The 25791-nt window shown below is 68.5% G+C and carries 26 protein-coding genes; 13 read left to right on the top strand and 13 right to left on the bottom strand.

Annotation, left to right across the window (positions count from 1 at the left end):
• Nucleotides 1-8: 8 nt before the first annotated feature.
• The 5 genes from J4E04_RS01350 (at nt 9) to J4E04_RS01330 (ending at nt 4838) form a co-directional block, all read left to right on the top strand.
• Entirely contained in the window at nt 9-1100 is a 1092-nt protein-coding gene (locus J4E04_RS01350; RefSeq protein WP_490149741.1) for a spore photoproduct lyase family protein, read from the top strand.
• Nucleotide 1101: 1 nt separating this feature from the next.
• Nucleotides 1102-1905: a DNA-formamidopyrimidine glycosylase family protein gene (locus tag J4E04_RS01345; protein WP_222632264.1), complete on the top strand. Its 804-nt coding sequence runs from the start codon at nt 1102-1104 to the stop codon at nt 1903-1905.
• Between the two features lie 88 nt (nt 1906-1993).
• Nucleotides 1994-2839: a DUF559 domain-containing protein gene (locus J4E04_RS01340; RefSeq protein WP_490149740.1), complete on the top strand. Its 846-nt coding sequence runs from the start codon at nt 1994-1996 to the stop codon at nt 2837-2839.
• 109 nt (nt 2840-2948) lie between these two features.
• Entirely contained in the window at nt 2949-4394 is a 1446-nt protein-coding gene (gene thrC / locus J4E04_RS01335) for a threonine synthase (protein WP_490149739.1), read from the top strand.
• A gap of 9 nt (nt 4395-4403) precedes the next feature.
• Nucleotides 4404-4838 carry a VOC family protein gene (locus J4E04_RS01330; protein WP_056441082.1) on the top strand — a complete coding sequence of 145 codons (435 nt, stop codon included), beginning with the start codon at nt 4404-4406 and terminating at the stop codon, nt 4836-4838.
• Here J4E04_RS01330 and J4E04_RS01325 read toward each other — a convergent pair whose 3' ends face one another.
• Complete coding sequence (locus J4E04_RS01325; RefSeq protein WP_051613432.1) at nt 4839-5270, bottom strand: MarR family winged helix-turn-helix transcriptional regulator; 432 nt, start codon at nt 5268-5270, stop codon at nt 4839-4841.
• A gap of 183 nt (nt 5271-5453) precedes the next feature.
• On the opposite strand from J4E04_RS01325, the gene J4E04_RS01320 reads away from it, so the two are divergent.
• Together J4E04_RS01320 and J4E04_RS01315 are read left to right on the top strand one after the other, a co-directional pair.
• Nucleotides 5454-7586, top strand: coding sequence for an MMPL family transporter (locus J4E04_RS01320; protein ID WP_490149738.1), 2133 nt, complete (start codon nt 5454-5456; stop codon nt 7584-7586).
• A complete protein-coding gene (locus J4E04_RS01315; protein ID WP_027506100.1) occupies nt 7583-8188 on the top strand; it encodes a lipocalin family protein in 606 nt (201 codons plus the stop codon). Before J4E04_RS01320 ends, J4E04_RS01315 begins: the two co-directional genes overlap by 4 nt.
• Before the next feature lie 25 nt (nt 8189-8213).
• On the opposite strand, the gene J4E04_RS01310 is transcribed toward J4E04_RS01315, so the two are convergent.
• Together J4E04_RS01310 and J4E04_RS01305 are read right to left on the bottom strand one after the other, a co-directional pair.
• The gene (locus tag J4E04_RS01310) at nt 8214-8570 is read right to left on the bottom strand and encodes a universal stress protein (protein WP_027506099.1); all 357 of its coding nucleotides are present in this window, start codon (nt 8568-8570) and stop codon (nt 8214-8216) included.
• A gap of 37 nt (nt 8571-8607) precedes the next feature.
• Entirely contained in the window at nt 8608-10023 is a 1416-nt protein-coding gene (locus J4E04_RS01305) for a sugar porter family MFS transporter (RefSeq protein WP_056441079.1), read from the bottom strand.
• A gap of 199 nt (nt 10024-10222) precedes the next feature.
• Between J4E04_RS01305 and J4E04_RS01300 the strand changes: the two genes are divergently transcribed.
• Nucleotides 10223-10372, top strand: coding sequence for a hypothetical protein (locus tag J4E04_RS01300; protein ID WP_155957046.1), 150 nt, complete (start codon nt 10223-10225; stop codon nt 10370-10372).
• On the opposite strand, the gene J4E04_RS01295 is transcribed toward J4E04_RS01300, so the two are convergent.
• The 8 genes from J4E04_RS01295 to J4E04_RS01260 are packed head-to-tail and all read right to left on the bottom strand — an operon-like array spanning nt 10373 to nt 17770.
• A complete protein-coding gene (locus J4E04_RS01295; protein ID WP_027506097.1) occupies nt 10373-11476 on the bottom strand; it encodes an MSMEG_0565 family glycosyltransferase in 1104 nt (367 codons plus the stop codon).
• Nucleotides 11458-12321 carry a carbon-nitrogen hydrolase family protein gene (locus J4E04_RS01290; protein ID WP_056441078.1) on the bottom strand — a complete coding sequence of 288 codons (864 nt, stop codon included), beginning with the start codon at nt 12319-12321 and terminating at the stop codon, nt 11458-11460. The genes J4E04_RS01295 and J4E04_RS01290 overlap by 19 nt, the downstream gene beginning before the upstream one ends.
• Nucleotides 12322-12328: 7 nt before the next feature.
• The gene (locus tag J4E04_RS01285) at nt 12329-13582 is read right to left on the bottom strand and encodes an MSMEG_0569 family flavin-dependent oxidoreductase (protein ID WP_307097081.1); all 1254 of its coding nucleotides are present in this window, start codon (nt 13580-13582) and stop codon (nt 12329-12331) included.
• The gene (locus J4E04_RS01280) at nt 13579-13863 is read right to left on the bottom strand and encodes an MSMEG_0570 family nitrogen starvation response protein (RefSeq protein WP_490149737.1); all 285 of its coding nucleotides are present in this window, start codon (nt 13861-13863) and stop codon (nt 13579-13581) included. The genes J4E04_RS01285 and J4E04_RS01280 overlap by 4 nt, the downstream gene beginning before the upstream one ends.
• A complete protein-coding gene (locus tag J4E04_RS01275; protein WP_037185976.1) occupies nt 13856-14764 on the bottom strand; it encodes a carbon-nitrogen hydrolase family protein in 909 nt (302 codons plus the stop codon). Before J4E04_RS01275 ends, J4E04_RS01280 begins: the two co-directional genes overlap by 8 nt.
• A complete protein-coding gene (locus J4E04_RS01270; RefSeq protein WP_490149736.1) occupies nt 14761-16158 on the bottom strand; it encodes an MSMEG_0567/sll0787 family protein in 1398 nt (465 codons plus the stop codon). Before J4E04_RS01270 ends, J4E04_RS01275 begins: the two co-directional genes overlap by 4 nt.
• A 1-nt stretch (nt 16159) precedes the next feature.
• Nucleotides 16160-17233 (bottom strand): MSMEG_0568 family radical SAM protein, encoded by a 1074-nt coding sequence (locus tag J4E04_RS01265; protein ID WP_490149735.1) that lies wholly within the window; start codon nt 17231-17233, stop codon nt 16160-16162.
• A 12-nt stretch (nt 17234-17245) separates the two neighbouring features.
• Nucleotides 17246-17770, bottom strand: coding sequence for an MSMEG_0572/Sll0783 family nitrogen starvation response protein (locus tag J4E04_RS01260; protein ID WP_027506093.1), 525 nt, complete (start codon nt 17768-17770; stop codon nt 17246-17248).
• Between the two features lie 170 nt (nt 17771-17940).
• Here J4E04_RS01260 and J4E04_RS01255 point away from each other — a divergent pair, with 170 nt between their 5' ends.
• The 3 genes from J4E04_RS01255 to J4E04_RS01245 are packed head-to-tail and all read left to right on the top strand — an operon-like array spanning nt 17941 to nt 19663.
• Nucleotides 17941-18837 carry a DUF3626 domain-containing protein gene (locus J4E04_RS01255; protein ID WP_490149734.1) on the top strand — a complete coding sequence of 299 codons (897 nt, stop codon included), beginning with the start codon at nt 17941-17943 and terminating at the stop codon, nt 18835-18837.
• Nucleotides 18838-18849: 12 nt separating this feature from the next.
• The gene (locus tag J4E04_RS01250) at nt 18850-19230 is read left to right on the top strand and encodes a hypothetical protein (RefSeq protein ID WP_027506091.1); all 381 of its coding nucleotides are present in this window, start codon (nt 18850-18852) and stop codon (nt 19228-19230) included.
• Nucleotides 19223-19663 (top strand): hypothetical protein, encoded by a 441-nt coding sequence (locus tag J4E04_RS01245; RefSeq protein WP_222637914.1) that lies wholly within the window; start codon nt 19223-19225, stop codon nt 19661-19663. The genes J4E04_RS01250 and J4E04_RS01245 overlap by 8 nt, the downstream gene beginning before the upstream one ends.
• On the opposite strand, the gene J4E04_RS01240 is transcribed toward J4E04_RS01245, so the two are convergent.
• Nucleotides 19664-20092, bottom strand: a complete 429-nt coding sequence (locus J4E04_RS01240) for a type II toxin-antitoxin system Rv0910 family toxin (protein ID WP_056442173.1) — start codon at nt 20090-20092, stop codon at nt 19664-19666. It abuts the gene before it with no gap.
• A 109-nt stretch (nt 20093-20201) separates the two neighbouring features.
• Here J4E04_RS01240 and J4E04_RS01235 point away from each other — a divergent pair, with 109 nt between their 5' ends.
• On the top strand, nt 20202-22475 hold the full coding sequence (locus J4E04_RS01235) for an ATP-dependent DNA ligase (RefSeq protein ID WP_490149733.1): 2274 nt from the start codon (nt 20202-20204) through the stop codon (nt 22473-22475).
• Nucleotides 22476-22668: 193 nt separating this feature from the next.
• Entirely contained in the window at nt 22669-23877 is a 1209-nt protein-coding gene (locus J4E04_RS01230; RefSeq protein WP_490149732.1) for a lipase family protein, read from the top strand.
• Nucleotides 23878-23887: 10 nt separating this feature from the next.
• Here J4E04_RS01230 and J4E04_RS01225 read toward each other — a convergent pair whose 3' ends face one another.
• Nucleotides 23888-25762: an ABC transporter ATP-binding protein gene (locus tag J4E04_RS01225; RefSeq protein ID WP_056441049.1), complete on the bottom strand. Its 1875-nt coding sequence runs from the start codon at nt 25760-25762 to the stop codon at nt 23888-23890.
• Nucleotides 25763-25791 lie beyond the last annotated feature (29 nt).

Genomic DNA, 25791 nt, shown 5'->3' with positions numbered 1-25791 from the left:
CTGAGGTGATGACGGATGCACTGCTCACTCCGACCCGCCTGTGGACACCCCGGCGGGTGATGATCACCAAGTCGGCCGCCGAACTGCCACACACCGCCGAGATCGTGCGGCGGTGCGAGGCGGCGGGTGTGTCGGACATCGACGTCCTCCCGGCGGATCGCCTCACGGGGCTGCGCGGCGAGTCCGAGCGGGAGACCTACGCGCGGGCGAAGTCGACGCTCGCGGTCGTAGTCGCTCCGCCCAGTGCGCTGAAGCCGCAACCCATCCCACCCAGCGCCGACTGGCGCATCGACCTGGCGAAGGGCTGCCCGGCGCACTGCCAGTACTGCTACCTCGCCGGCTCGCTGTCGGGCCCACCTGTCACTCGGGTGTACGCCAATCTCGACGACGTCCTGGCCCCGATCGCGACGCACGTCGGCCGCGGCACCATCACCAGCGGCACCGCCGAGCGTGGACACGAGGGCACCACCTTCGAGATGTCCTGCTACACCGACCCTCTCGGCATCGAGCACGTCACCGGATCACTGGCCGCCGCCATCTCGCGGGTCGGCGCCGGCGAGTTCGGACCCGGCGCCTCCCTCCGCTTCACGACCAAGTTCGACGATGTCACCGAGTTGGTCGGCCTCGACCACGGCGGGCGTACCCGGGTGCGACTGTCGGTGAACGCCCGCGACATCGGGAACCGTTTCGAGGGCGGCACGGCTCGGATGCCCGCGCGCATCGCGGCGCTGCGTGCGCTCGCACAGGCGGGGTACCCGGTGGGCGTGACCATCGCTCCGATCATGCCCGTGCCCGGCTGGCGCGAGCAGTACGGCGAGCTCCTCGCCGACATCGCGGCGGCGCTGGCCGACGTCCCGGACGTCGACCTCACCGCAGAGATCATCACGCACCGGTTCACTCCGTCGAGCAAGGACGTGCTGCTGAGCTGGTACCCGGCCACGAAGCTCGAGATGGACGAGGACTCGCGCTCGGCCAAGCGGTCGAAGTTCGGGGGCGTCAAGTACGTCTACCCGAAGGACACCATGGCGGAGATGAAGAGCTGGTTCACCGAGGAACTACGGGACGTCCTGCCCGCGGCGCAGCTCCTGTACTGGACCTGACGTGCCGGAGGGGGACACGGTCCACGCGCTCGCGGCACGTCTGCGGGCGGCGCTGGACGGCCGGGAACTGGCCGAGGGCCGGCTGAACGTCCCCGCACATGCGACGGAGAACCTCGCGGGACGCACGATCCAACGGCACCGGACGCACGGCAAACACCTGCTCACCGATCTCGACGGCGACCTGACGCTCCACACGCATCTGAGGATGACGGGGTCGTGGACCGTCACCGCCCCCGGCCGACGACTGCCCCGTCGCCTCGATCCCGACGTGCGCGTGCGGCTGGCCGTGCGCGACGGGCCCACCGCGTACGGGCTGCTGCTCCCGGTGGTCGAGTTCTCCACCACTCGCGACGTCGACGCGGCGCTGTCGTATCTCGGCCCCGATCCGCTGCACGACGACTTCGACGCCGCGCAGGCGGCGGCGAACATCGCGCGGGACCCGCGCCCGATCGTCGCGGTACTGCTCGATCAGCGCGTCATGGCCGGTCCGGGCAACCTGTGGGCCAACGAACTGTGTTTCCTTCGTGGTCTCGGGCCGTGGGTGCCGGCGTGCGACGTGGATGCCACTCGACTGGTCGCCCTCACTCGCAAGGCGATGCGCCACTCGGTGTCCACCCCGCGGGCCATGCAGGTGACCACCGGAGACACCCGGCCAGGTCGGCAGCACTGGGTGGCGGGTCGCGCGGGCAAGCCGTGCCTGCGATGCGGCACCACCGTCCGCGTGGTCGCCGAGGTGCCGGGAGATCCGGAACGACGGCGGACCTGGTGGTGCCCGCACTGCCAGCCGGGGCCGGAGCGGCCGTGATCCGGTGCAGCCGACCGTGCTGTACCCGGTTCACTGCACCGGATCCGATCCACGGAACTGCCGCGGAGGCGCGCGCGTCCAGTGCGAGATGATCGAGAGACTGCTGGCCGAGCAGGACGGGGTGGTGACCACCGCGCAGGCCCTCACCGCCGGACTCACCCCCGAGGCCATCGAGTGGCGCGTCCACACCGGCCGCTGGCGGCGCACGAGTCGCGGAGTGTTCTTCGCCGTCGACCGACCGTTCACCGACGACGCGCGGATCCGGTGCGCGGTGTGGTCCACGAGTACGGGCGCGCTGTCCGGTCCTGCAGCCGCGTACTGGTATCGCATGCTTCCGCGGGCCCCGGAGACGATCGAGGTGACCGTGCCCCGGACAGGCTCCGGTCGCGGAATCACGGGTGTCCGGTTGCGGCGGCGCGACCTACCGGGCATCGACGTCGTGATCGTGCGCCGTGTCCTCGTGACGAGGACGCCGCTGACCGTTCTGGAGGCGTCGACGGTGCTGGGCCCCGAGGTCATGGATCGAGCCCTGCAGAAGACGATGACCCTCGACCATCTCCGACGAGCGCACGCTCGCAACCCCGGACGTCGCGGGTACGTGCGAGCGGAGCAGCTCCTGCGCGCCGCCGAGGGCGGTGCCCGGTCCGAGGCCGAACGGCTGTTCCGCAGGATCATGAGATCCGCACACATCACCGGGCTGCGGGTGAACCTGCCGTACGCGGGCTACATCCTCGACTTCGCGTTCCCGCACGCCAGGGTCTGCGTGGAGATCGACGGGTGGGCCTTCCACTCGGACAGCGCCGCGTTCCACCGCGACCGGATCCGACAGAACGTCCTCAGCAGGGAGTGGACGGTGTTGCGGTACACGTGGCGGGACCTCGTCGAACGGCCCGACGAGGTGGCGGCCGAGGTGCGACGCTTCGTCACCGGATGAACCGGTGCAGCTACCCGTGCTCTCCACGGTTCACTGCACCAGATCCGGTCCGGACCGGCGGATGTGGCACAGTTGTCAGCCGGGCGCGCCACCGGAGAGAGAGACGAAGATGCAGTATCAGTCGACGCGGGGTCACAACCTGCCCCAGCACTTCTCGGACATCCTCCTCGGCGGCCTGGCCCCCGACGGTGGTCTCTACCTGCCGGCCGAGTACCCGCAGCTGACCGCCGACGAGCTCGAGTCGTTCCGCTCACTGTCCTACGCCGACCTCGCCTTCGAGGTGCTCTCGAAGTTCGCCGACGACATTCCCGCGGAGGACCTCCGCGACATCACGCGCCGGACGTACACCGCCGAGGTCTACTCGAACGGCCGGCCCGGCGACGACACGTCACTCATCACCCCGCTGCGTCCACTCGGCGAGGAGCAGGGCACCTCGCTCCATCTCCTGGGCCTGTCCAACGGTCCGACGCTGGCATTCAAGGACATGGCGATGCAGTTGTTGGGCAACCTGTTCGAGTACTCCCTCGCGGGCAGCGGCGAGGAGCTCAACATCCTGGGCGCGACATCGGGTGACACCGGCAGCGCCGCCGAGCACGCGATGCGCGGCAAGAAGAACATCCGCGTCGTCATGCTGAGCCCGCACGGCCGGATGAGCAGTTTCCAGCGGGCACAGATGTTCAGCCTGCAGGACGAGAACATCGTGAACCTCGCGGTCGAAGGGAATTTCGACGACTGCCAGGACATCGTCAAGGCCGTCTCCAAGGACGCCGAGTTCAAGGCGCACCACGCCATCGGCACCGTCAACTCGATCAACTGGGGTCGAGTCGTCGCGCAGGTCGTCTACTACGTGCACGGGTGGCTCCTCGCGACGGACGGGCCGGGCCGGCGCGTGTCGTTCTCGGTGCCGTCCGGCAACTTCGGCAACGTGTGCGCCGGACACATCGCCCGGTGCATGGGCCTGCCGATCGACCAGCTCGTCGTCGCGACCAACGAGAACGACGTCCTCGATGAGTTCTTCCGCACGGGTGTCTACCGTCCCCGCGCGGCCGCCGAGACCCACCACACCTCGAGCCCCAGCATGGACATCTCCAAGGCGTCGAACTTCGAGCGCTTCCTCTACGACCTCGTCGATCAGGACGCGGTCCGGCTCGGTGAGCTGTTCCGCGCGCTCGACACCGACGGCGGCTTCGACTTCTCCGGCACCCCCGAGTTCGATCGCATCCAGGAGTTCGGCTTCGTGTCCGGCCGCAGCACGCATGCGAACCGCGTCGAGACCATCCGCGACGTGGCCGAGCGCTACGGCGTCACCATCGACCCGCACACCGCGGACGGCGTGAGTGTCGCCCGCCGGAATCTGCGCGAGGGCGTGCCCATGGTCGTGCTCGAGACCGCGTTGCCCGCGAAGTTCGCGGACATCGTGCGGGAGGCACTGGGCACCGAACCCGAACGTCCGCCGGCATTCGAGGGCATCGAGGATCTGCCGCAGCGCTTCGACGTCGTCCCCGCGGACGTCGATCGTGTGAAGGACGTCATCGTGGAGCACACCGGTCGCTAGAGTCGGGCCATGTCGATACGACTCGAGAACGTCGGGATCGCGGTACGCGACCTCGACGAGGCCATCGCGTTCTTCACCGATCTGGGTCTGACTCTCCTGGGCCGTGACACGGTCCAGGGCGAGTGGGCCGACACGGCAGTGGGTCTCGACGGCAATCACGCCGACATCGCGATGCTGCAGACGCCGGACGGAGCGGGCCGCATCGAGCTGTTCCAGAATCGCCACCCCACCATGATCGAGACGGAACCGACGCTCCCGCATCAGATCGGCATGCACCGCGTCGCCTTCGAGGTCGACGACCTCGAGCAGGCGTTGGCGGTGGCCGCTCGGCACGGCTGCCACCCGTTGCGCGGTGTCGCGAACTACGAGGGTGTCTACGCGCTGACGTACGTGCGCGGACCCAGCGGCATCATCGTCATGTTCGCGCAGAAGCTCGGGGCCTGATCACCCGGTGCTCTTGATCTCCTGATGGTAGGTCTGCATGGCGTCGGTGAGGGCACCGAACACACGATGCGCCGCAGCGAGATCCGTGTCCGGCAGTGCGGACAACGACTCGTGGACGTGCTGGCCCAGCGGGCCGAAGAACTGCCGTGCGACGTCCATTCCCGGCTCGTCGTAGCGGAGGATGACCCGCCGTCGGTCCCGCGTGTCGGGTTCGCGGCGGATGTGGCCGGACGCGATCATCCGCTCCACCAGATACGTCATGGCGGCGGAGGAGAGTCCGAGAAGAGAGCCCAGCTCGCCCGGCGACACCGGACGTCCACCGACATCGGCGACCATGATGTGCAGCAGGGCTCGGAAGTCGTTCGCACTGAGATGGTGTCGAGAGCCGAACACGCGGCCGAGCTGATCCGACTCGGCCGTCATGGCCCGCATGTCGGCGGCGATGGTGAATTCGAGATCGCGCCGGGCACCGTCGGCGTCGGTCGCGTCGGACCGCTCCGACCGTTCGTGTGCTGACACAGATTCTCCTTCGAAAACTCGGGTGTCAGCGTACTCGCCAGACCTCCGTGCGATGTCTCAGTTGCTTAACGATCAACTAACTGAGACACTTTTCGAGTGAGCGACAACTCTGTGTGGAACCGCGTGGCCGGCCTCGTCTCGGGGCCCCGGTCCTGGATCGTCGCCCTGCTCGTCATCCTGGCCGCCGGCGCGCTCATCGGCGGCGTCGGGAGCAACTCCGCTGCCGAGAGCTCACCGACATCGCTCCCCTCGGACGCAGAATCGGCACGGGTCGACGCCCTGCTCGAGGAGTTCCCCGACGCCGACCTCTCGCCGGTGATCCTCGTGGTGACGCGCGCCGACGGCGGCGCCCTGTCCGAACAGGACCTCGCCGACGTCGCTGCCGCGAGGATGCGGATGAACGGTGTCGAGCGCGGCGTGGACGCGGGTGCGCCCGACGCCCCGGTCGTTCCCGCACCCGACGGCGAGGCGGCCATCGCCCCCGTCCAGGTGTCGACGTCGGAGTCCGGAACGGGACTGGCCGATCTGGTCACCGAGCTGCGCACCGCTGCCACCGACGGCCTCCCCGACGGGTTGACGGCGCAGGTCACGGGCGGTCCCGCGTTCGCCGCCGACATCGCCGACTCCTTCTCCGGGGCCAATGTCACGCTACTCGGCGTCACCGCGCTGGTGGTGGCCCTGCTGCTGATCGCCACGTACCGATCACCGGTTCTCTGGCTCGTGCCGCTCGCCGTCGTGGGCTTCGGTGACCGGGTCGCCTCGACGGTCGGCACCGCCGTGTCCGGGCTTACCGGGCTCTCGTTCGACGGCAGCACCTCGGGCATCACCAGCGTCCTGGTGTTCGGCGCCGGGACCAACTACGCGCTGCTGCTCATCTCCCGGTACCGCGAGGAACTGCGCCGCGAGAGCGACCACCGGGTCGCCCTCCACCATGCCGTGCGACGCGCCGGCCCGGCCATCGTGGCGAGCAACGCGACGGTGGTGCTCGCGCTCCTGACGCTGCTGCTGGGCACTCTGCCGAGTACGCGCAGCCTGGGCGGTCTGGCCGCGGCCGGTCTCGTGGTCGCCGCCGTCTTCGTGCTCTTCGTTCTTCCGCCACTGCTCTCACTGTTCGGCCGGAAGCTGTTCTGGCCGTTCGTTCCTCGCGTGGGCGATCCCGAGCCGACGGACAAGGGCGTGTTCTTCCGCGTCGCCAACGCCGTCGGTCGTCGACCCGGCCGCGCCGCGGCGGTGTCGCTGGTCGCGCTGGCCGTCTGCATTCTCGGCCTCGTCGGAACCAACGTGGGCCTGTCGCAGACCGAGCAGTTCCGCGTCACCGCCGAATCCGTCACCGGCATCGACACGCTCGCCGAGCACTTCCCGGCGGGGCAGTCAGATCCGACCGTGGTCGTCTCCCGGACCGCGGCGGCCTCGGAGGTCGAGGCAGCGCTGCAGGACACCGACGGCGTGGTGTCGGTGTCCCGAACTGCGGACTCCCGGCCCGGCACCTCCGACACCGGTCTCACCGAGTGGTCCGTCGTGCTCGACGCGGAACCGTCCTCCGACGGCGCGTTCGCCGCGGTCGAGAATCTGCGTGCATCTGTCGCACCGATCACGGGTGCCGACGCTCTGGTGGGCGGCAGCGATGCGCAGGCGCTGGACACGTCCGATGCCGCAGCTCGCGACCGCCTGGTGATCATCCCGGTGATCCTGCTGGTGGTTCTGCTGGTGCTGTTCGTTCTGCTCCGGTCGGCCCTCGCACCCCTGGTGCTCGTGGCCACGACGGTGCTCAGCACGCTGGCGGCTCTGGGCATCGGCAGCTGGGCCAGCGAGAACATCTTCGGCTTCCCCGCCCTCGGCGACAACGTGCCGCTGTTCGGGTTCCTGTTCCTCGTGGCCCTGGGTGTGGACTACACGATCTTCCTCGTCACCCGGGCACGCGAGGAGACACCGTCCTACGGGACGCGGACGGGCATCGTGCGCGCCGTCGCGTCGACGGGCGCGGTCATCACCAGTGCGGGCATCGTGCTCGCCGCGGTGTTCACCGTGCTGGGCGTCCTGCCCCTCATTCTGCTCACGCAGCTCGGGATCGTCGTGGGCCTCGGCATCCTGCTCGACACCTTCGTGGTCCGCACGATCGTGATTCCGGCCCTGTTCACCCTGATCGGTCCCCGCATCTGGTGGCCGACCGAACTCGACCCGCACTCCGAAGACAGTCCGAACGCCACGAAAGAAGGAGTCACCTCATGATCCGCAGCATCATCCGCACGGCAGTCGCCGGAGCGTTGGTCACCGGAGCTCTGCTCGCCGGCGGTAGCGCCGCGTCCGCGCAGCCCCTGTTCGAGCCGCTGCAGCCCATCGCTCAGCTGGACGTCCAGCGCTACGCGGGTGACTGGTGGCAGATCGCGGCCGTCCCGCAGCCGTTCAACCTGAACTGCGCCAAGGACACCCGGGCCAACTACCAGGTGCTCGACCCCAGCAACGTGCGCGTGCAGAACAACTGCACCCGCTGGGACGGCGGAGCCAACGAGATCATCGGCAACGCCCGGGTGAACGATCCGGTCACGCAGGCGCAGCTGCACGTGAGCTTCCCCGGTGTGCCCACCCAGGACAATCCCGAGGGACCCACCAACTACATCGTCACCTACATCGCCGACGACTACTCGTGGGCGCTGGTGGGCGATCCGTTCCGCACGTCCGGCTTCGTCCTGTCGCGGTCGCCGCAGGTGAGTGCCGATCAGTGGAAGCAGATCCGGAGCGTCGTCGAGAGCCGCGGCTACAACGCCTGCCTGCTGTTGACGTCGCCGACCACTCAGGGCAGCAACGAGATCCGCCCGCTCTGCACCGTCTGACCTCTGCCACCGCTCACCGTTCGGCTCAGCTGGGTCGAACGGTGAGCACCGGCACCGGTGACGTCATCAGCAGACGCTGACTGACGCTGCCCAGCAATGCCTTTCCCACCCGACTGCGCTTCTTGATCCCGATCACGAGTCGCGTCACCTCCGGGTGCGCCTCGATCTCGTCGATCACCGCGATCACCGGGTCGCGGTCCTCGCGCCCCGCCCGGTCGATCACTCGCACCGCCACGTCACCGCCCACGTCGCTCGTGTCGAGCGCGCCGAGGGTCAGGTTCACCGCGATCACGTCGGTCTCGAGCATGCGCGCCTCCGACACCGCCTCCGACAGTGCGTGTCGGCCCTCGTCGCTGTCGGTCACTGCCACCAGTACTGCCATGATGTCTCGCCGTCCTTCTCGAAGTGGGGTGATCGTGTCAGGAGTACTCGCGGCGGAACCGGGCCTCGAGTTCCTCCAGGCTCTGACCGCGGGTCTCCGGCACCTGCGTGATGATGAAGACCAGGGCCAGTATGCCCAGTCCGACGAAGATGAAGAACGTCGGCGCGATGCCGAGCGCGTCGACCACCGGCGGGAAGGCCAGTGCGACGGCAGCATTGGCGATCCACAGCATGAACACGCAGACACCGATGGCGAAGCTGCGAATCTTGAGCGGGAAGATCTCTGCGAGCATCAGCCAGACCAGCGGCCCGATCGTGCCCTGCATGCAGAAGACGAAGAGCACGACGAAGACGAGGATGAAGTATGCCTTGGCGGTGCCGTCCGGCAGCAGCAGTGCGGACAGTCCGACCAGGAGATGGAAGAGCGTCGTCAGTGAGAAGCCCGCGATCAGCATCGTTCGGCGATCGATCCGATTCATGATGAGCAGGCCGACCGTGATGCCGAGGACGCTGAAGAGGCCGTTGAGCGTGTTCGCGATGATGGCGGAGCTGCTCGAGAATCCGGCGTCGCCGAGGAGCTGGGTGCCGTAGTACATCACCGAGTTGATGCCCGTGAACTGTTGGAACACACCGAGTCCCACACCGATGTAGATCAACCGTCGGATCCACCGCACCGACAGGTCGGCCGCGCCGCCGGTCTGCGAGAGCTTCTCCTCCTCGGCCAGCGCGTGCACCTCGGCCATCTCGGCCTCCGCACGTTCGGGGGACCGCACCTGCTTCAGCACCGCCAGGGCGTCGTCGTCCCGGCCCTGCGAGACGAGCCAGCGCGGACTCTCGGGCATCCGCAGCATGCCGAAGAACAGTGCGAACGCGGGCAACACGGCGACCAGCAGCATGTAGCGCCAGACGGAGTCGTGCTCGCCCCAGATGTTGAAGATGAGGGCGTTGATCACGAAGGCCGCGAACTGGCCGCTGACGATCATGACCTCGTTGCGCGTCACCAGGGAACCGCGGCGCTCGAACGGTGAGACCTCCGAGAGGTACACCGGCACGGTCGCGGACGCTCCGCCGACCGCGAGGCCGAGGATGAAGCGGAACACCGCCAGCACCTCCCACGACGGGGCGAGAACGCAGCCCAGAGTGCCGAGGACGAAGATGCCGGCCAGCATCAGGATGTTGTGCCGACGGCCGTACTTGTCCGACAGTCGGCCCCCGACCAGTGCGCCGATGGCCGCCCCGAAGATGAGGATGCTGACGACGAAGCCCTCGGTGAAGGCCGTGAGCGACAGGTCCTCCTTCAGCGGCTCCAGCGCGCCGTTGATGACGCCCGTGTCGTATCCGAACAGCAGGCCACCGAAGGTCGCCACCACGGCGATGACGCCGAGGCGACGCGAGTGGGGACCGGGTGCGTCCGGCGGTAGTGCACTTCCCGTGGTGCTGACTTGCGAAGACATGACATCCCATCGTCGGCGTGGCGGGTCCGAGCCGCCCAGCGACGCTCAAACCATGTCTGTATGTCTTAACATAGTTTCCGTGCCCTGAGAAGTGGATCACATCATTTTCCCCTCGACCCCGGTATTTCTCTCAGTTGTTGAACTATTCAAAATCTGAGATGATCGGTCCGGCGATCCACGTCGAGAAGGGAGTGCCACCATGTCCGACGAGCCCGAGCGGGACAGCGAGCAACGCGCGGCTCCGTTGTCGTTCGTCCAGTTGTTCTTCGACGCGACGGTCGACACCACGTCGCCGGGACACCTCCCCGACGACGGACCCGACGACGCGGGCACATCGCCCCTGCGCTGATCAGCGATGCGCGAGCCCTGCGTAGAACGCGAGATGAGCGGCCGCGGCGTCGTCCCAACTCGTGCGGGCAGCCAGTGCGCGCCCGGCAGCGGCACGGTCGTCCGACGTCAGAGCGTCCTCGAGTGCGGCAGCCGTCCCCTCCGCGTCGCCGCCGTAGCGCACCGCGTCCCCGAACACCTCGCGGAACACGGGGAGGTCCCGCACCACGACGGGAACCGAGGCGGCGAGAGCCTCCATCGCGGCCAGCCCGAAGCCTTCCTTGGTGGAGAGGAACGCGAATGCCGACGCGCCCGCGACGAGAGACGGGAGCACGTCGTGGTCGACGGTGCCGAGCACCCGCGGTACGGGCCCCTCGTCGCCTGTCGACCGACCGGCCTCCGGCCTGCCCGCCAGTTCCGCGAGTCGGGTGTCGAACTCCGCCCGGTACCCCCGGTAGTCGAACAACGTCTCACCGCCGGCGAACACCAGACCCACGTCCGGACACCGCTCTCGAAGCGCGGCGTGGGCCTCGAGCAGGTCGATGCTCCCCTTGCGCGGCTCGATGCCACCGACCGCGAGGACGTATCGGCCGAGACGGGTGCGCCACTCGTCGCCGCGTGCCGCCGCGAACCGAGCATGGTCGACCCCGTTGGGGATGACCGTCGGCGACAGCCCCCATCCCGCACGCACCTCGTCGGCCACGGCGCGCGAGACACAGATGCGGGCGAGGGGCTCGACGACCGCGCGCTCGTGGCAGGCGGCGAGTTCCGGTGTCGTGAACTCCTCGAGGTGGTGGATCGTGCGGACACAGCGTCCGACGGCGTTCGCGGTGATGCAGTCCTGGGCATGCACGACGTCGGCGTCACCCGGGTCGAATGCACTGCGCATCAGTGCTATCGACCGCAGGATGCGATCGCCCACCGACTCGTCCTCGCGCGCCGGGAACGGAACGAGACGAACCGTCACCGCGGGATCGATCGCACGGTAGAAGCCCTCGTCGCCGCCGCGCGCCAGGGACCACACCGTCACGTCCGCTCCCGCGCGCGCCAGTGCTTCCGCCAGTTCGACGGTGTGGACCACTCCCCCTCGCGGTTTCGTCGAGTAGGTCAGGAGGGCGACACGCACGTGGTCTCCTTCGATGCCTGTGAGTGGTAGGTGTCCGGTCGTCGTTCGTCGAGGTGACGCAGCACCCGACGGGCCCGGTCCACCTCCGCGTCCACGTCGATGTCGCAGCACGCCAGGCCACCCTTGTCTCGCGTCCGGCACAGGACCTCGCCGCCGGGACCGACGATCTTCGCCTGCCCGAGGAAGCGCAGAGATCCCGTCACCCCCGTGTGATTGGACGACAGCAGCACCACCTGATTCTCGGCTGCCCGGGCGGCGTCGTAGAGGTCGAACAGGCGAGACTGTCTGTCGTTGGCCAACTTCGACGCCCTGTCCGTCACGCTGGCCGGCCACGCCGACAGCGCCGCGATGATGCGCGCACCGTCCAGAGCCAAGGTGCGCGCCGCCTCGGGGAATGTCTTGTCGTAATCGATCAGCATGCCCATCCTGCCCACCGGCGTGTCGAACGCCGAGAACCGATCTCCCGCCGCATAGGCCAACGACTCCCCCGCCGGTTGGTGCACCTTTCGATGACGACCCAACACACCGTCGCCCGTGAGGCACACGGCGGCGTTGTAACGGACCAGGGCCGCCCTCTCGGTGTAGCCCACGCACACGGTCATCGCACCGGCCGCAGCAGCGATCACCGCGAGCTCGGGTCCGTCCTCGTCGAGCGCCGGCGGCAGCTCCTCGAGATCGGGCCGCGCGAGATCACCGAGGTAACCGCCGAGGCAGGCGTCGGGCAGGACCAACAGGTCGATGCCCCGCTGATGGCCCTGCTCGATGATGCCCACGATCTTCTCGACGGACCGCTCGACGTCACGGCCGAAGTGTCCCGCGAGCGCCGCCGCCCGGATCGGCGCCATCTCGCGGTCAGACCGCCGCGGGCACGCGGGCGCCGACCGCCGGGGACATCTGCTCCGCGAGGTACTCCGCATCCCGTGCCACCGCCGCGAATCGGCCCGAGCCCCAGGTGTTCTGCCACGGCAGACCCAGGAAGTACAGGCCCTCCGCCGCGGTCACACCGCGGGTGTGAGCCGGGTGGCCCTCACCGTCGAACACCCCGACCTTCAGCCAGCGGTAGTCCCGGCGGAAGCCGACGGCCCACACGACGGACGTGACGCCCGCCGCCTCGAGATCGAGCTCGGTGGGTTCCGACTCGGGCCGCCAGACCGGTGTGTAGCGCTCCTCGACGGGAGCGTCGAGTCCCGCCCTGGCGATGTAGGCGTCGATGTCGTTCTTGATGCCCTCCGACACCGCGTCCGCCGCGTCGAGTGACTGCTCGAGAGTCGGCGCGAAACGCAGGACACCGTCCGAACCGACGTCGGTCAACCGCCCGTACAGCCGCATCCCGTCCAGCGCGAAGGCACGCAGGTCGATGTCGCGTCCGCCGTCCCGCCCGGTCACGTAGTGGTTCGTGCTCTCCCGCTTGGAGAGTCCGCCGGCGTGTTCGGAGATCGACACGTCGTACACCCCCATGTCCTGCAGCCACGCGACGCAGTCCCGTCCGCGGTAGAAGCGGGCGACACGAGGCGCGGACCCTGCGACGAGGTGCACCTGCCTGCCCTCGAGGTGCAGATCCTCGGCGATCTGCGCGCCGGACTGCCCGGTACCGACCACCAGGACCCCACCCGGAGGAAGCGCCGCCGCGCTGCGGTACCCCGACGAGTGGATCTGCGTGATCGTCTCCGGCACTCGCTCGGCGAGGCGTGGAATCGACGGGACGTGGTAGCCACCGACGGCCACCACGACCTGATCCGCGGTCATCGACCCGGCGGAGGTCGACACGACGTGGCCGCCGCCGGGTGCCTGCTGCACCGACAGCACCGCGACGTGTTCGCGGACCGGAGCGCCGAACGAGTCGGCGTAGCGACGCACGAAGTCGTACACCAGGTCTCGGGTCATGAATCCGTCGGGATCGTCGCCGTCGTAGGCGTACCCGGGAAGGACGCACTGCCAGTTCGGTGTCACCAGGGTGAAGTTGTCCCACCGCCCGTCCAGCCACTCGTGGGCGATGGTGTCCCGTTCGAGGACGACATGGTCGACACCGCGTCGGGTCAGGTGCCAGCTCATGGACAGCCCCGCCTGGCCCGCGCCGATCACGATCACGGTGTGATGCTCGGTCATCGCGCTCCTCCCAGGTCGAGCACGTGCACGGTGCCGCGGTCGAACGCCACTGCGGTGGTCTCGATCTCGCGCAGAGTCGCCGCTGCCGAGGTACACGCGAAGCCGTACTTGGCCCGCACCCGGTCACTGGCCTCGGTGAGCGCGAGTCGACTGCGCTGCACGAAGTCGGCGATCTCGTAGCGCGTCCCGACCGTGAGATGGTCACGGACGACGAGTGACGGTGAGTAGCACTGTTGGCGGCACCCGTTGGGCCACTGGACGGTGAAGGTCATCTCAGGCACGGCTCATCACCCGGTCCACCCGAGACATGCTGTCGCCGTCGACGAGGGTCCCGTACACGGACGGACGGCGGTCCCGAAGGTTGTACATGCCACCTCCGCGAGCCGCCGCGATCGCCTTCTGCACATCGAGAGTCGCTGTCGCCAGGCCGGGTTCGACGCCCGTGCCGGCGAGGATCTCCCCTCCCGGACCGACGATCTTGGCGCTGCACACGAAGTCCAGCGACCCGAAGGACCCCGCCTGATTGGACGCGATCCACACGACCTGGTTCTCCAGTGCTCGCGCCTGGTCGTAGATGTCGAAGCGCAGCTTCCATCGATCGTCGGCCATGTTCGGTGCACGACCCGTCCGCGAGGTCGGCCATGCCGACAGCGAGGTGATGATCTCGGCCCCGTCGAGTGCGATCTCCCGCGCCGCCTCGGGAAACGCCTTGTCGTAACAGATCTGCATGCCCATCCGGCCGACCGGGGTGTCGAAGGCGCGGTACTCGGAACCCGCCGAGTAGCAGAGGTTCTCGCCCAGCGGCTGGTGCACCTTGCGGTACGAGCCCAGCACCCCGTCACCGTGCACCGTCACCGCGGCGTTGTACCGCGTGAGACCGTCCGCCTCACAGAAACCGAAGGTCACCACCATGTCTCCGGCCATCGCCGACACTCGCGCGATCTCCGGACCGTCCAGCTCGAGGGCCGGCGGCAGGTTCTGCAGCCGGGTGCGGCGCTTCTCCTCCGACTCGTCTCCGCCTCCCAGACTCGGGAGGTAGCCCCCGAGGCACGCCTCCGGCAGGACCAGCAGCGCGCTGCCGCGTCGCCGTGCTTCCGCGATGGTGCGCTCGATGGTGGCGTACGACTCGTCCATGTCGCGGCCGAAGCGCTCGGACGCCACCGAGAGAGTTACGTCGTTCATGCTGGTCCCAATCCTGTGACTGCGGCGGAGACCGCCGAGGTGGTGGCGCCGTCGGGCCACCGCAAGGTGACTCCCGGCTCCGAGGTGAGGCGGCCGCAGGCGGCCGATGTCGCCGGACCGGCCGGCGGGAGCCGACGTCCGGGGCGGTCCGCAGTGATCATCGCGAACCCGGGGAAGCACGTGATCCATCGGCCGAGGTCGGCACCGCCGGGTCGGGGTATGCGGGCGACGTCGATCTCGGCGCCCGTACCGGATGCCTCGGCCAGCATGCCGACGGTGCCCGCGAGCCCCGCCATGCTGACGTCCTTCGCCGCACGAGGAGCTGCCCGGGCCACGAACGAGCCCATCTCGCGGAGGTCCGACCCGGAGCGTGCGGAGGTCGAATCCCACTGCAGGCCGTGGTAACCGGGTCGCCAGCCGCCCCCGAGGTCGGCGGTGAGACTCAGCTCGTCACCGACCTCACCGCCGCCCGCACGCACCGGCGACGACGTCCGTCCGAGTGCCGTGACCGACAGCGCCGCCGGCACACCCACCTGGGTGTGGCCGCCGAGCACGGGAACCCCCCACGCGTCACCGGCGCGGGCGAGGCCGCGGATCACGCGGGTGAGGAGCGACGTCGTCGGAGCGCCGACGGAGTCCAGCATGCCCACCGGGGTCGCACCCATGGCGGACAGATCGTTCAGATTCACCAGGGCGGCACACCATCCTGCCCACTCCGGGTCGCGCTCGACCATCGACGGCACGATGGCGTCGCACGCGGCGATGATGTCGGAGCAGGGCACCGGCACTCCGTCGTCGCCTCGGAAACCACTCGCCCCCAACCCCAGTGGCGCAGTGGCCAGGGGCGCCAGCACACCTGCGAGCACGGCCTTGGTCGACCGGACGAGACGTGCCACCGTGTCGATGGTCCAGCGCATCGTCTCGTGCGGGGCGCCGGCCAGCACGGTGGGGCCGGTGGCGGTCCACCCGAGCGCTGTGAACATCGGAACGTGGCGAGACTGCACGGTGGCGTCGAACCGCACCACCCCGGCCGTCTCCACATGAGCGCAGGCGGCTCGGATCAGAGCGGGTCCCACTGCGCGACTACGCTTCTCCCGCGCGACGACGAGGCGGCTGCCCGACCACCATCCCAGGTCGACGTCCGTGCAGGGAGCCACCCGGACCCCGCCGAGGACGGTGCCGTCGGGGGCGGTCGCGAGAAGGACGACCGCGCGCGGATCGTCGTCGACGCCGTCCCGGTCGGTACCCGAGAACAAGCCCTGCTCGACGACGAACGACTCGCGTCGAAGACGGTGATAGGCGGCGAGATCGGCCGCCGACTCGGCCGGCCGGACGAGGAACGGGGCAGCGCCGACGGTGGGTGCCCCGGTGAGGATCGACAGTTCGGTGCTCATGTCAGCCACCCATCGTCTGCAGGACGCTGCACGCACCACACGCTGCGCACCCGGCCTTCTGGTCGGTCCCCAGCATCTCCGCGTCCACCAGTGCCGCGGCCACCCGAGTGCTCACGTCCGTCAACAGCTCGGCGGACGGCGCCCCGGCCCCGTCGACGTCCACCGCGAGGGTCCCCGGGTGTGGCCGGAACGGGACGACGAAGGGATAGACCCCCATCGCGATCAGCTCGGTGGCGCCGCGAACCACCTCGTCCGGGTCCTCGCCGAGCCCGACCAGCAGATACGTCGACACCTGGTTGCGTCCGAAGACACGCACCGCCTCCGCCCATGCCGCGCGGTACTCGTCGAGCGAGACCGACGCCTTGCCCGGCATCCAGCGGCGCCGCACGTCCTCGTCCAGGGACTCGACGTGGATACCGATGGACCGTGCGCCGGCGTCGTACAACTCGGTGAGGGTCGCGAGATCACCGGGCGGTTCGCACTGCACCTGGATCGGCAGGTCGGGGAGCACGGCGCGCACCGCGCGGACGCAGCGTGCCAGGTGCAACGCCCCGCGATCTCGGCCCGCCGAGGTCCCGGTCGTCATGACCATCTGGGTGATGCCGTCGAGTCGCACCGCCGCCTCGGCCACGGCGGCGAGATCGGCGGGCTTCTTCACCGCCACGGTGGCGCCGCTGCGCAACGACTCCTCGATGGAGCAGAACCGACACCGTTGCGACTCGTCGTAGCGAACGCAGGTCTGGACCACGGTCGTGGCCAGCACCCCCTTGCCGTGGAGCTTGGCGAGCTTCTCGTAGGGCACACCGTCGTCGGTGGTGAGGTCGTAGAAGGCCGGCCGGGCGATGGCGGCGATGTCCAGTCCGATGTCGTCCCCGTCGAACAGCACCCGATCGCCGTCCAGGACGTAGGGGCTCGACGGATTGCGGGGCAGCGCTGCACCGAGTCCGTCGATGCTCACGTGGCCGTCGTCGCTCGGTCCCGCACCCGCGGTGCGGCGCACCGGTGGGGTCCCACGGATGCCGAGCAGGGCCAGATCGACCCGGTGGTTCCTGGTCTTCAGTCGAACGTCGGACATCGCCGTCTCACCTCAGACCATGTACGTGGAGTTGATGATCGCGCCCTTGCGGGCGTAGTGGATCAACGCGTCCTGCACGTCCAGCGGGTGCGCGGGCACGACGCCCTCGATGAGGTCTTCCTCGCGGCCGCCGTGCAGCGCGAGCCCGAATCGGCAACAGAACACGGTGCCGCCCTCCGAGATGAACGTCGCGAGAGCGTCGTTGATGTTCTGCTCGCCGGGGAAACCGGAGTCTCCGGTGGTGGGGAAGCCGCGGGTCGCCAGGCAGTTGATGGCACCGGGACCGTAGAAGTACATCGCCGACTCGTAGCCCTTGCGCAGAGCGCGCGTCGCCTGCAGCACGGCGACGAAGCTCACCGACGACTCGTGGGCGATGCCGTGCACGAGAGTGAAGTACGACTCGCCGTCCTCCGCCTTGTAGTCCGGGAAGATCTTGGTTCCGCCGTAGATGTTGCTGCCCTTGGGGAGTGACGGGTGCGGGATCTCGGCGAGTGAGGCGGACATGTTGTCGAGGATGGTCTGATCGAACGCGGCCACGGGAACCTCCGGAAGATGAGTGAGCGAGTACTCGGGTGCGGAGACGTCCGTCCCGCTGACACCAGTACAGGCCCGCTCGATGTCCGGATGGTCACCCGCGGAACAACGCCCTGTTTCATCCTGCTCACTCGCGTAACCCCGGCGACACACCGCCGCGTTACCGTCGGAGTGTGGTCGACGCCTCGGGTGCCCGACGCCTCCTCGCACTCGCGCACGTCGCGTCGCGAGTCGAGGCGGGCCCACCCGTGCCGCCGGCGACGAGAGTGACCGTGCACTTCCATCCCGATCGGCTCGTGGCCGGCCGACCGTTGCTCGAGGTGCTGATCGAGGAGAACCTGTACCGATCGCAATTCGTCACCGGCACGAGCAACGGCGGGTTCGATCCTGCGCCCGGCGGTCGTCGCCACGCATGGGAGTCCCGCATGTTCGGTGGGGCGTACGACCACGGCCCGGCATCGGAGCGCCCGATCTACGGCTCGCTGAATCACCGCCTGGAGCCCGCGGGCGGATCGTTGCGCTTCGGCTCCTCCCACCTGGTGCTCCGCGGAGACGTGCTGCCCCGGACCACCTTCTGCTACCCCGATTCCGTCCACGAGCCGACAGCCTTCGGCACCGGTGAGCGCATGCCACTCGTCGAGACGGCACTCTCCCACCACGACGTCGACGTGCTCGACGACTACATCGAGGCCCATGTCCACGGACCGCTACGACTCGACACCGATGTCGAGGCACTCGTTCTCGACCCGTCGTTCCGCGGGACCGAGCTGGACGCGATCGCATGCCGGGCACCCGTTCCGGTGCGGTGGCACCACGGGTTCGAGCTGACATCGAGTCGGTTCGATCACTGCGCCGACTACCGCGGACCACACATCGCCGACCTCGCACGGTCGGTGGCGAGAGACGGGCGTCTCACCGCGTGCATCGTCGGTCAGGCCGCGAACACCGGTGAGCACGACGATCAGCACGTCAAACAGCTCTGGCACTGCGTCGCGCGCTTCGGACACGACTGGTCCGACCGTCCGGGGGCCGCAACCTCACCTGCCGAGGGACGAATCGGACGGGGATAAACTGGGCTCACCATGCTCACACCCATCACGGTCGCCCTCTACGTGCTGCCACTCGTCGCCGCGGTCTGGGCACTGGTGAAGCTGATCCGCAATCAGGCGCTGCTCCTCGCGAACCGCGGAGACCGCGTGTTCTTCCGGTTTCTCGTCGGCATCGAGCTGCTCGTGCTCGCGCAGGCCGTGGTCGGTTTCGTCGCCCTGGCCACCACCGACCGCGATGTGCACACCGTCACCTTCGGCGCGTACCTCATCGGTCTCGCACTGCTGCTGCCCATCGGTGTGTGGTGGTCTCTCGGGGACCGCAGTCGCGGCGGCACCGCCGTCCTGATCGTCGTCACCCTCACCCTCGCGGTGATGGTGCTGCGTCTGAACCAGATCTGGGCCGGCCATGCCTGACACCGCACGCACTGACCTGCAGACGGCCACCCGGTCCGGCATCGGGCGCGTCCTCATCGCCCTCTACGCCCTGTTCTCCGTCGCCGCCGCGTCGCGCTCGGCGGTGCAGATCGGGACCCGGTTCGACGACGCACCGGTCGCGTACCTGCTGTCCGCGTTCGCCGCCCTGGTCTACATCGTCGGCACCGTGTGTCTTGCACGAGCCTCCGTGGTGTCGCGCCGCATCGCGACCATCTCGTGCGTCGTCGAGATAGTCGGTGTGCTCGCCGTCTCGATCGCCAGTTACGCCGTGCCGCAGGAGTTCCCGGAGCCCACGGTGTGGTCGCACTTCGGATCGGGCTACCTGTTCATCCCGGTGATCCTGCCGATCGCGGCGCTGTGGTGGCTGCGCCGGACGGACACCGGTAGGGCGGGGACCACACCCGTGGCGTGACTACCCCAGCTTCGCCAGGTTGGTCACACTCGTGCGCACGTCCGACTCCAGCACCTTCGCGACGACCCCGCCGATCGGGCCGGACAGCAACCCGCCGCGGAAGTTCGCGTCGAGGGTGAACTCCGATCCGGCGCCCTTCGGCGCGACGGACATCTTCAGATCGATCTTGATGCCGCCCTTGCCTTTGCCGAGCAGCGCGATCTCGTAGGGCTTGTCGTACTCGGTGATCGTCCAGGTGATCACGTTGCGGAAACCCTTGACCTTGATCAGCGAATCGATGGTGACGCCTTCCTTCAACGTGTCCGGCACGGGACTGCGCCATCCACCGAAGATGGTCATCCACTCCTGGAAGCTGGACAGATCGGACGCCCTGGCCCACGCCTCGTCCGGTGTCATCGTCGAATCCACCGTCACGTTCACTCCGGCCACGCGGCCCTCGCTTCCTGCCTCGTCGGTCCCGCGCGCGGGTCCTGCCACCGAGCGTGGCACCGCTCTCGAACATACCCAGCTCGCGAAGCACGCAATCTATCCTGAACCCATGGCATCGCTGGAGGTCGCGGGGCGACAGATCGCCCTGACCAACGTCGACAAGGTGCTGTGGCCGGAGACGGGCACCACCAAGGGCGAGGTGATCGACTACTACGTCGACATCGCGCCCGCGATGCTCCCCCACCTTCTCGGACGCCCGGTCACGCGGAAGCGATGGCCGAACGGGGTCCAGGCAGGCTCGTTCTTCGAGAAGAACCTCGCCGCGTCGGCTCCGGACTGGCTCGATCGACGACGTCTGCACCACTCCGACCGCGTCGTGGTCTACCCCGTCTTCCACACCGCCGCCGATCTCGCGTGGCTGGGACAGCAGGCTGCGCTGGAAGCCCATGTGCCGCAATGGACTTTCGACGGCGACGAGCAGGGCAAAGCCACCCGCATCGTCTTCGATCTCGATCCGGGCGAGGGCGTCGACCTCGACACCTGCGCGACCGTGGCCTGTGAGGTACGGGCGATGATCACCGACATCGGGCTCACCGCCCACCCCCTCACCAGTGGTAGCAAAGGCATACACCTGTACGTCCCGCTGGAGAAGCCGGTCTCGTCGTCCGGTGCCTCGACCGTCGCGAAACGCGTTGCGACGCTTCTCGAGGAGAAGATGCCCGATCTGGTCACCGCGTCGATGTCGAAGGCTCTGCGGCCCGGGAAGATCTTCCTGGACTGGAGTCAGAACAACGGCAAGAAGACCACCATCGCGCCGTACTCGCTGCGCGGACGCGACCGCCCGACCGTCGCGGCTCCGCGGACGTGGGACGAGCTCTCCGGCGGCGGTCTCGCCCAACTGAGCTTCGAGGAGGTGCTCGCTCGCTTCCACCGGGACGGCGATCTGCTCGCCGGCCTCGATCCGGAGCCGGAGGCGTCGACGATCACCGACAGCCTCGGTCCGTACCGCGGCAAGCGGACTGCCTCGCGCACAACGGAACCCGTCCCGACGACATCGACGACTCGGGAATCCGCGGACCCGATCTTCGTCATCCAGGAACACCACGCACGTCGACTCCACTACGACTTCCGACTCGAGCGCGACGGCGTGCTGGTCTCGTGGGCGGTCCCGAAGAATCTGCCGACGGACGAGAAGAAGAACCATCTCGCCGTGCACACCGAGGACCATCCGATGGACTACGCATCCTTCGAGGGGACCATCCCGCAGGGCGAGTACGGCGGCGGCGAGGTCAGCGTCTGGGATCACGGCACCTTCATCACCGAGAAGTGGCGGGACGACGAGGTCATCGTCGAACTCGAGGGTGAGCGCGTCGCGGGCCGGTACGCACTGATCCGGACCGATCGGGACCAGTGGCTCGTGCACCGGATGACATCGCGCCCCCAGCCGACACGCTCGGAATTGCCCCAGCACCTGCGGCCGATGCTGGCGTCCGCCGGAACGCTGTCCGGACTCGAAGCCGACGAGTGGTCGTTCGAGGGGAAGTGGGACGGCGTCCGCATCGTCGCGACCCTCGACCACGGGGACGTCGTGCTCGAGAGTCGGACCGGACAGGACCTCACGCGCCGCTACGCGGGGATCACGGCGCTCGCCGCGGATCTGTCCGACCATGCGGTCGTACTGGACGGTGAGGCCGTGGTCTACCGCGCGGACGGAGTCACCAGCTTCCAGGCACTGCAGGACGCGCATCCCGACGACGTGCAGTTCATCTGCTTCGACATCCTCCACCTCGACGGCACGGATCTGACGGGCAAGAAGTTCACCGACCGGCGCAAGATCCTCGAGCTGCTCCTGACCGGCCTCGAGACGGCGACCGTCTCGCCGCTCCTGCCCGGCACAGCGGCGGGAGCACTGTCCGAGAGCGAACGCCGCGGGTGGGAGGGCATCGTCGCGAAGCGGAGGGACTCGACCTACGAGGTGGGCCGACGCAGCACCTCGTGGATCAAGGTGAAGAACTGGCGGACGCAGGAGGTGGTCATCGGCGGATGGCGCGCCGGCAAGGGTTCCCGCACCGGGAGCATCGGGTCGCTCCTGCTCGGCATCCCGTCGAAGAACGGACTGCACTACGTCGGGCGCGTCGGCACCGGATTCACCGAGCGACAGCGTGCGGACCTGTTGACGCTTTTGCGTCCGGCCGTCGTCGACGAGTCACCGTTCGACGAACCTCTCCCCACCGCCGACCGCCGCGATGCGACGTGGGTGGCCCCCACCGTCGTCGGCGAGGTGCGGTTCTTCGAGTGGACGGACGGCGGCTCGTTGCGCCATCCGAGCTGGCGGGGCCTGCGTGAGGACAAGACCGTCGAGGACGTTCACCGCGAGGACTGAGCGCTCCCACTCGAGTGGGCAAAGTTTGGACCTTACACAAGAACCACCGAATACGGTTGTCGCCGTCGTGTCGCTTGCTTACGGTTCGATCACGGGGCCGGGGCGCCGTTTCCCGAGTGGAACCGATCCCTCGGGCAGTGTTCAATGTGGCTGTCGTTCGATAACCGCACAGTCGGTTCGTAGGAGTGTTCCAGTGAGATCCATTCGTCGCCTCGTGCTCGCCGCGGTCACCGCAGCGGTCGTCGCTGCCGCCCTTCCAGGGACCGCAGCCGCAGACGCCCAGTACCCGACCCCCAGTGCCGACCCGTTCTACACCGCGCCGGGCGACATCTCCGGGCTCGCACCGGGCACGGTCCTCGCCAGCCGTCCGATGCCCAACCCGCCCAACTTCATCGGCGTGTCGACGTGGCAACTGGCGTTCCGCAGCACCGGCAGCGAGGGCAACCCCATCGTCGGTGTCACCACCGTCTTCGTCCCACTGGGGAAGGCGCCCGACGGCCCGCTGCTCTCCTACCAGCAGATCGTCAATGCTCTCGGCCTGAAGTGCGCGCCCTCGCAGGCGTTGTGGTCGACCGACCCGAACGTCGTCATCCGCGACGCCGCCGCCTTGAACGCGGTGTTCACCCGCGGCTGGTCGGTCTCGATGCCGGACCACCTCGGCCCCAACAGTGCCTACGGTGCCGCCAAGCTGGGCGGTCAGATCACGCTGGACGGCATCCGCGCTGCCAAGAACTTCGATCCGCTGCAGCTGCGCAACAGCCCCGTCGGCATGGGCGGCTACTCCGGCGGCGGCATGGCCACCGCCTGGGCAGCCGCGTTGGCACCCTCGTACGCACCCGAGTTGAACATCGTGGGCAGCGCCCAGGGTGGCGTTCCGATGAACCTGTTGAAGATGGCCTACATGCTCGGCGAGAACACACCGCACCCCGTGTTCGGGCTGGCACTGGCCGCGGCGATCGGTCTCGGTCGCGAGTACCCGGACCGGATGCCCGTGTCGCAGAACCTGACTCCCCAGGGCACGTCGATGATGAATCAGATCGCCGACTCCTGCACCAACGACATCCTGGCCGTGGGCGCCAACCACAGCGCCGCGGAGATCACCGCGAACAAGTCGGTGTTCGCAGATCCGCAGGGCCGTGCTGTCGTGGAAGAGAACAGTGTCGAGCTCTACCCCGGCGTTCCGCGCGCACCGATCTTCGAGTGGCACAGCCCGACCGACGGGCTCATCCCCGTCGAAGCCATCGACAGCACAACCGCCCGGTACTGCAGCGCCGGCGCGCGAGTGCAGACGCTGCTCACCCCGACACCCGACCACCTCAGTGGCGCGTTGCTCGGGCTGCCGTCCGCACTGCAGTGGCTGAACGATCGCTTCGCCGGCCTGCCTGCACCCAGCACCTGCTGATCGCGGAGGGTCAGGCGCGGACCGGTTCGTCGAACTGCGTGCGGTAGAGCTCGGAGTAACGACCCGAGTTCGCCAGCAGTTCGGTGTGCGTACCGCGCTCGACGACGCGGCCGTTCTCGATGACCAGGATGAGATCGGCCGCCCGGATGGTGGAGAGCCGGTGCGCGATGACGATGGACGTCCGTCCCTCCAGTGCCTCGGCGAGTGCCTCCTGCACCGCGGCCTCGGACGTGGAGTCCAGTGACGCGGTGGCCTCGTCCAACACGACGACGGTGGGACGCGCCAGCAGCAGGCGGGCGATGGTGACGCGTTGACGCTCACCACCGGAGAAGCGATAGCCGCGCTCGCCGACCACGGTGTCCAGGCCGTCCGGCAGCGACAGCACCAGCTCCTCGAGACGCGCACGCCGCAGCGCGGACCAGATCTCCTCCTCCGTCGCATCCGGGTGCGCCAGGGTGAGATTGGACCGCAACGTCTCATGGAACAGGTGGCCGTCCTGCGTCACCATGCCGACGGTGCGCCGGATCGATTCGGCCGTCAGATCCCGCACGTCGACGTCGCCGATGCGCACGGCACCGGAATCCACGTCGTACAGCCGCGAGACGAGCTGCGCGATGGTCGACTTTCCTGCACCGGACGAGCCGACCAGGGCCACCATGTGTCCGGGCTCGGCGCGGAAGGACACTCCGTGGAGCACTTCCTCGCCGCCACGCGCATCCAGGACGGACACGTCCTCCAGAGACGCCAGTGACACCTTGTCGGCCGACGGATAGGCGAAGCGGACGTCGTCGAACTCGACGGTGACCGGGCCCTCCGGAACCGCCCGGGCGTCGGGCTTGTCGGTGATGAGCGGATCGAGGTCGAGGATCTCGAAGACCCGCTCGAAGCTCACCACGGCGCTCATGATGTCGACGCGGGCGCTCGCCAGTGCGGTGAGCGGTGCGTACAGCCTGGTCAGAAGCAGCGCGAGAGTCACGACCGACCCTGCGTCGAGCTGCCCCCGCAGCGCGTAGAAGCCACCGAGGCCGTAGACGAGCGCGAGTGCCAGCGCGGACACGAGGGTCAGCGCCGTCACGAAGACGGTCTGGACCATGGCCGACCGCACGCCGATGTCGCGGACGCGGCCCGCCCGCAGCGCGAACTCGGCCGACTCGTGGTCCGGGCGTCCGAACAGCTTGATCAGTGTCGCGCCGGGAGCGGAGAAACGCTCCGTCATCTGCGTCGACATGGCCGCGTTGTGCGCGGCGGCCTCACGCTGCAGACGGGCGAGCCGAGTGCCCATCCTGCGGGCCGGGAGCACGAAGATCGGCAACAGCAACAGTGCCAGCAGGGTGATCTGCCAGGAGATCCCGAGCATGACGACGAGGGTGAGCAGCAACGTCACGAGGTTGCTGACGACACCCGACAGCGTGCCGCTGAAGGCGCGCTGCGCCCCGATGACGTCGTTGTTCAGCCGCGAGACCAGGGCACCGGTGCGCGTGCGCGTGAAGAAGGCGATGGGCATCTTCTGCACGTGGTCGAACACGCGAGTACGGAGGTCGAGGATGAGGTTCTCGCCGATCCGCGCCGAGAGCCACCGGTTCACCAGCCCCGTACCCGCATCGAGCAACGCCACGACCGCGATGATGACGGCCAGCACGAGGACCGTCCCGTACGCGCTGCCCTGCACGATCGCGTCCACGACACGGCCGGCCAGCACGGGCGTCGCGACGGCCAGGACCGCCGCGACGACGCTGAGGATCAGGAACCCGACGAGCAGGGAGCGCAGGGGTCGCGCGAACACCATGATCCGCCGCACGGTCACCCGGGAGAACGGCCGATGATCGTCGCCGTTGGTGTGCATCGATCGGTACATCTGGTTCCACGCGGTCATTTCCATACTCATGTGGAACCTCCTGTTACTCGTCACGATCT

The sequence above is a fragment of the Rhodococcus sp. NFXS4 genome (assembly GCF_058139645.1).
Note: the sequence above shows the minus strand (reverse complement) of the source record. Positions and strands in the feature narration are given on the sequence as shown.

Coding starts and splice junctions, on each gene's coding strand:
- J4E04_RS01350 (WP_490149741.1), top strand. CDS start 9: ATGACGGATGCACTGCTCACTCCGACCCGCCTGTGGACACCCCGGCGG.
- J4E04_RS01340 (WP_490149740.1), top strand. CDS start 1,994: ATGATCGAGAGACTGCTGGCCGAGCAGGACGGGGTGGTGACCACCGCG.
- thrC (WP_490149739.1), top strand. CDS start 2,949: ATGCAGTATCAGTCGACGCGGGGTCACAACCTGCCCCAGCACTTCTCG.
- J4E04_RS01330 (WP_056441082.1), top strand. CDS start 4,404: ATGTCGATACGACTCGAGAACGTCGGGATCGCGGTACGCGACCTCGAC.
- J4E04_RS01325 (WP_051613432.1), bottom strand. CDS start 5,270: ATGCGGGCCATGACGGCCGAGTCGGATCAGCTCGGCCGCGTGTTCGGC.
- J4E04_RS01315 (WP_027506100.1), top strand. CDS start 7,583: ATGATCCGCAGCATCATCCGCACGGCAGTCGCCGGAGCGTTGGTCACC.
- J4E04_RS01310 (WP_027506099.1), bottom strand. CDS start 8,570: ATGGCAGTACTGGTGGCAGTGACCGACAGCGACGAGGGCCGACACGCA.
- J4E04_RS01305 (WP_056441079.1), bottom strand. CDS start 10,023: ATGTCTTCGCAAGTCAGCACCACGGGAAGTGCACTACCGCCGGACGCA.
- J4E04_RS01300 (WP_155957046.1), top strand. CDS start 10,223: ATGTCCGACGAGCCCGAGCGGGACAGCGAGCAACGCGCGGCTCCGTTG.
- J4E04_RS01290 (WP_056441078.1), bottom strand. CDS start 12,321: ATGGCGCCGATCCGGGCGGCGGCGCTCGCGGGACACTTCGGCCGTGAC.
- J4E04_RS01285 (WP_307097081.1), bottom strand. CDS start 13,582: ATGACCGAGCATCACACCGTGATCGTGATCGGCGCGGGCCAGGCGGGG.
- J4E04_RS01275 (WP_037185976.1), bottom strand. CDS start 14,764: ATGAACGACGTAACTCTCTCGGTGGCGTCCGAGCGCTTCGGCCGCGAC.
- J4E04_RS01270 (WP_490149736.1), bottom strand. CDS start 16,158: ATGAGCACCGAACTGTCGATCCTCACCGGGGCACCCACCGTCGGCGCT.
- J4E04_RS01265 (WP_490149735.1), bottom strand. CDS start 17,233: ATGTCCGACGTTCGACTGAAGACCAGGAACCACCGGGTCGATCTGGCC.
- J4E04_RS01250 (WP_027506091.1), top strand. CDS start 18,850: ATGCTCACACCCATCACGGTCGCCCTCTACGTGCTGCCACTCGTCGCC.
- J4E04_RS01245 (WP_222637914.1), top strand. CDS start 19,223: ATGCCTGACACCGCACGCACTGACCTGCAGACGGCCACCCGGTCCGGC.
- J4E04_RS01235 (WP_490149733.1), top strand. CDS start 20,202: ATGGCATCGCTGGAGGTCGCGGGGCGACAGATCGCCCTGACCAACGTC.
- J4E04_RS01225 (WP_056441049.1), bottom strand. CDS start 25,762: ATGAGTATGGAAATGACCGCGTGGAACCAGATGTACCGATCGATGCAC.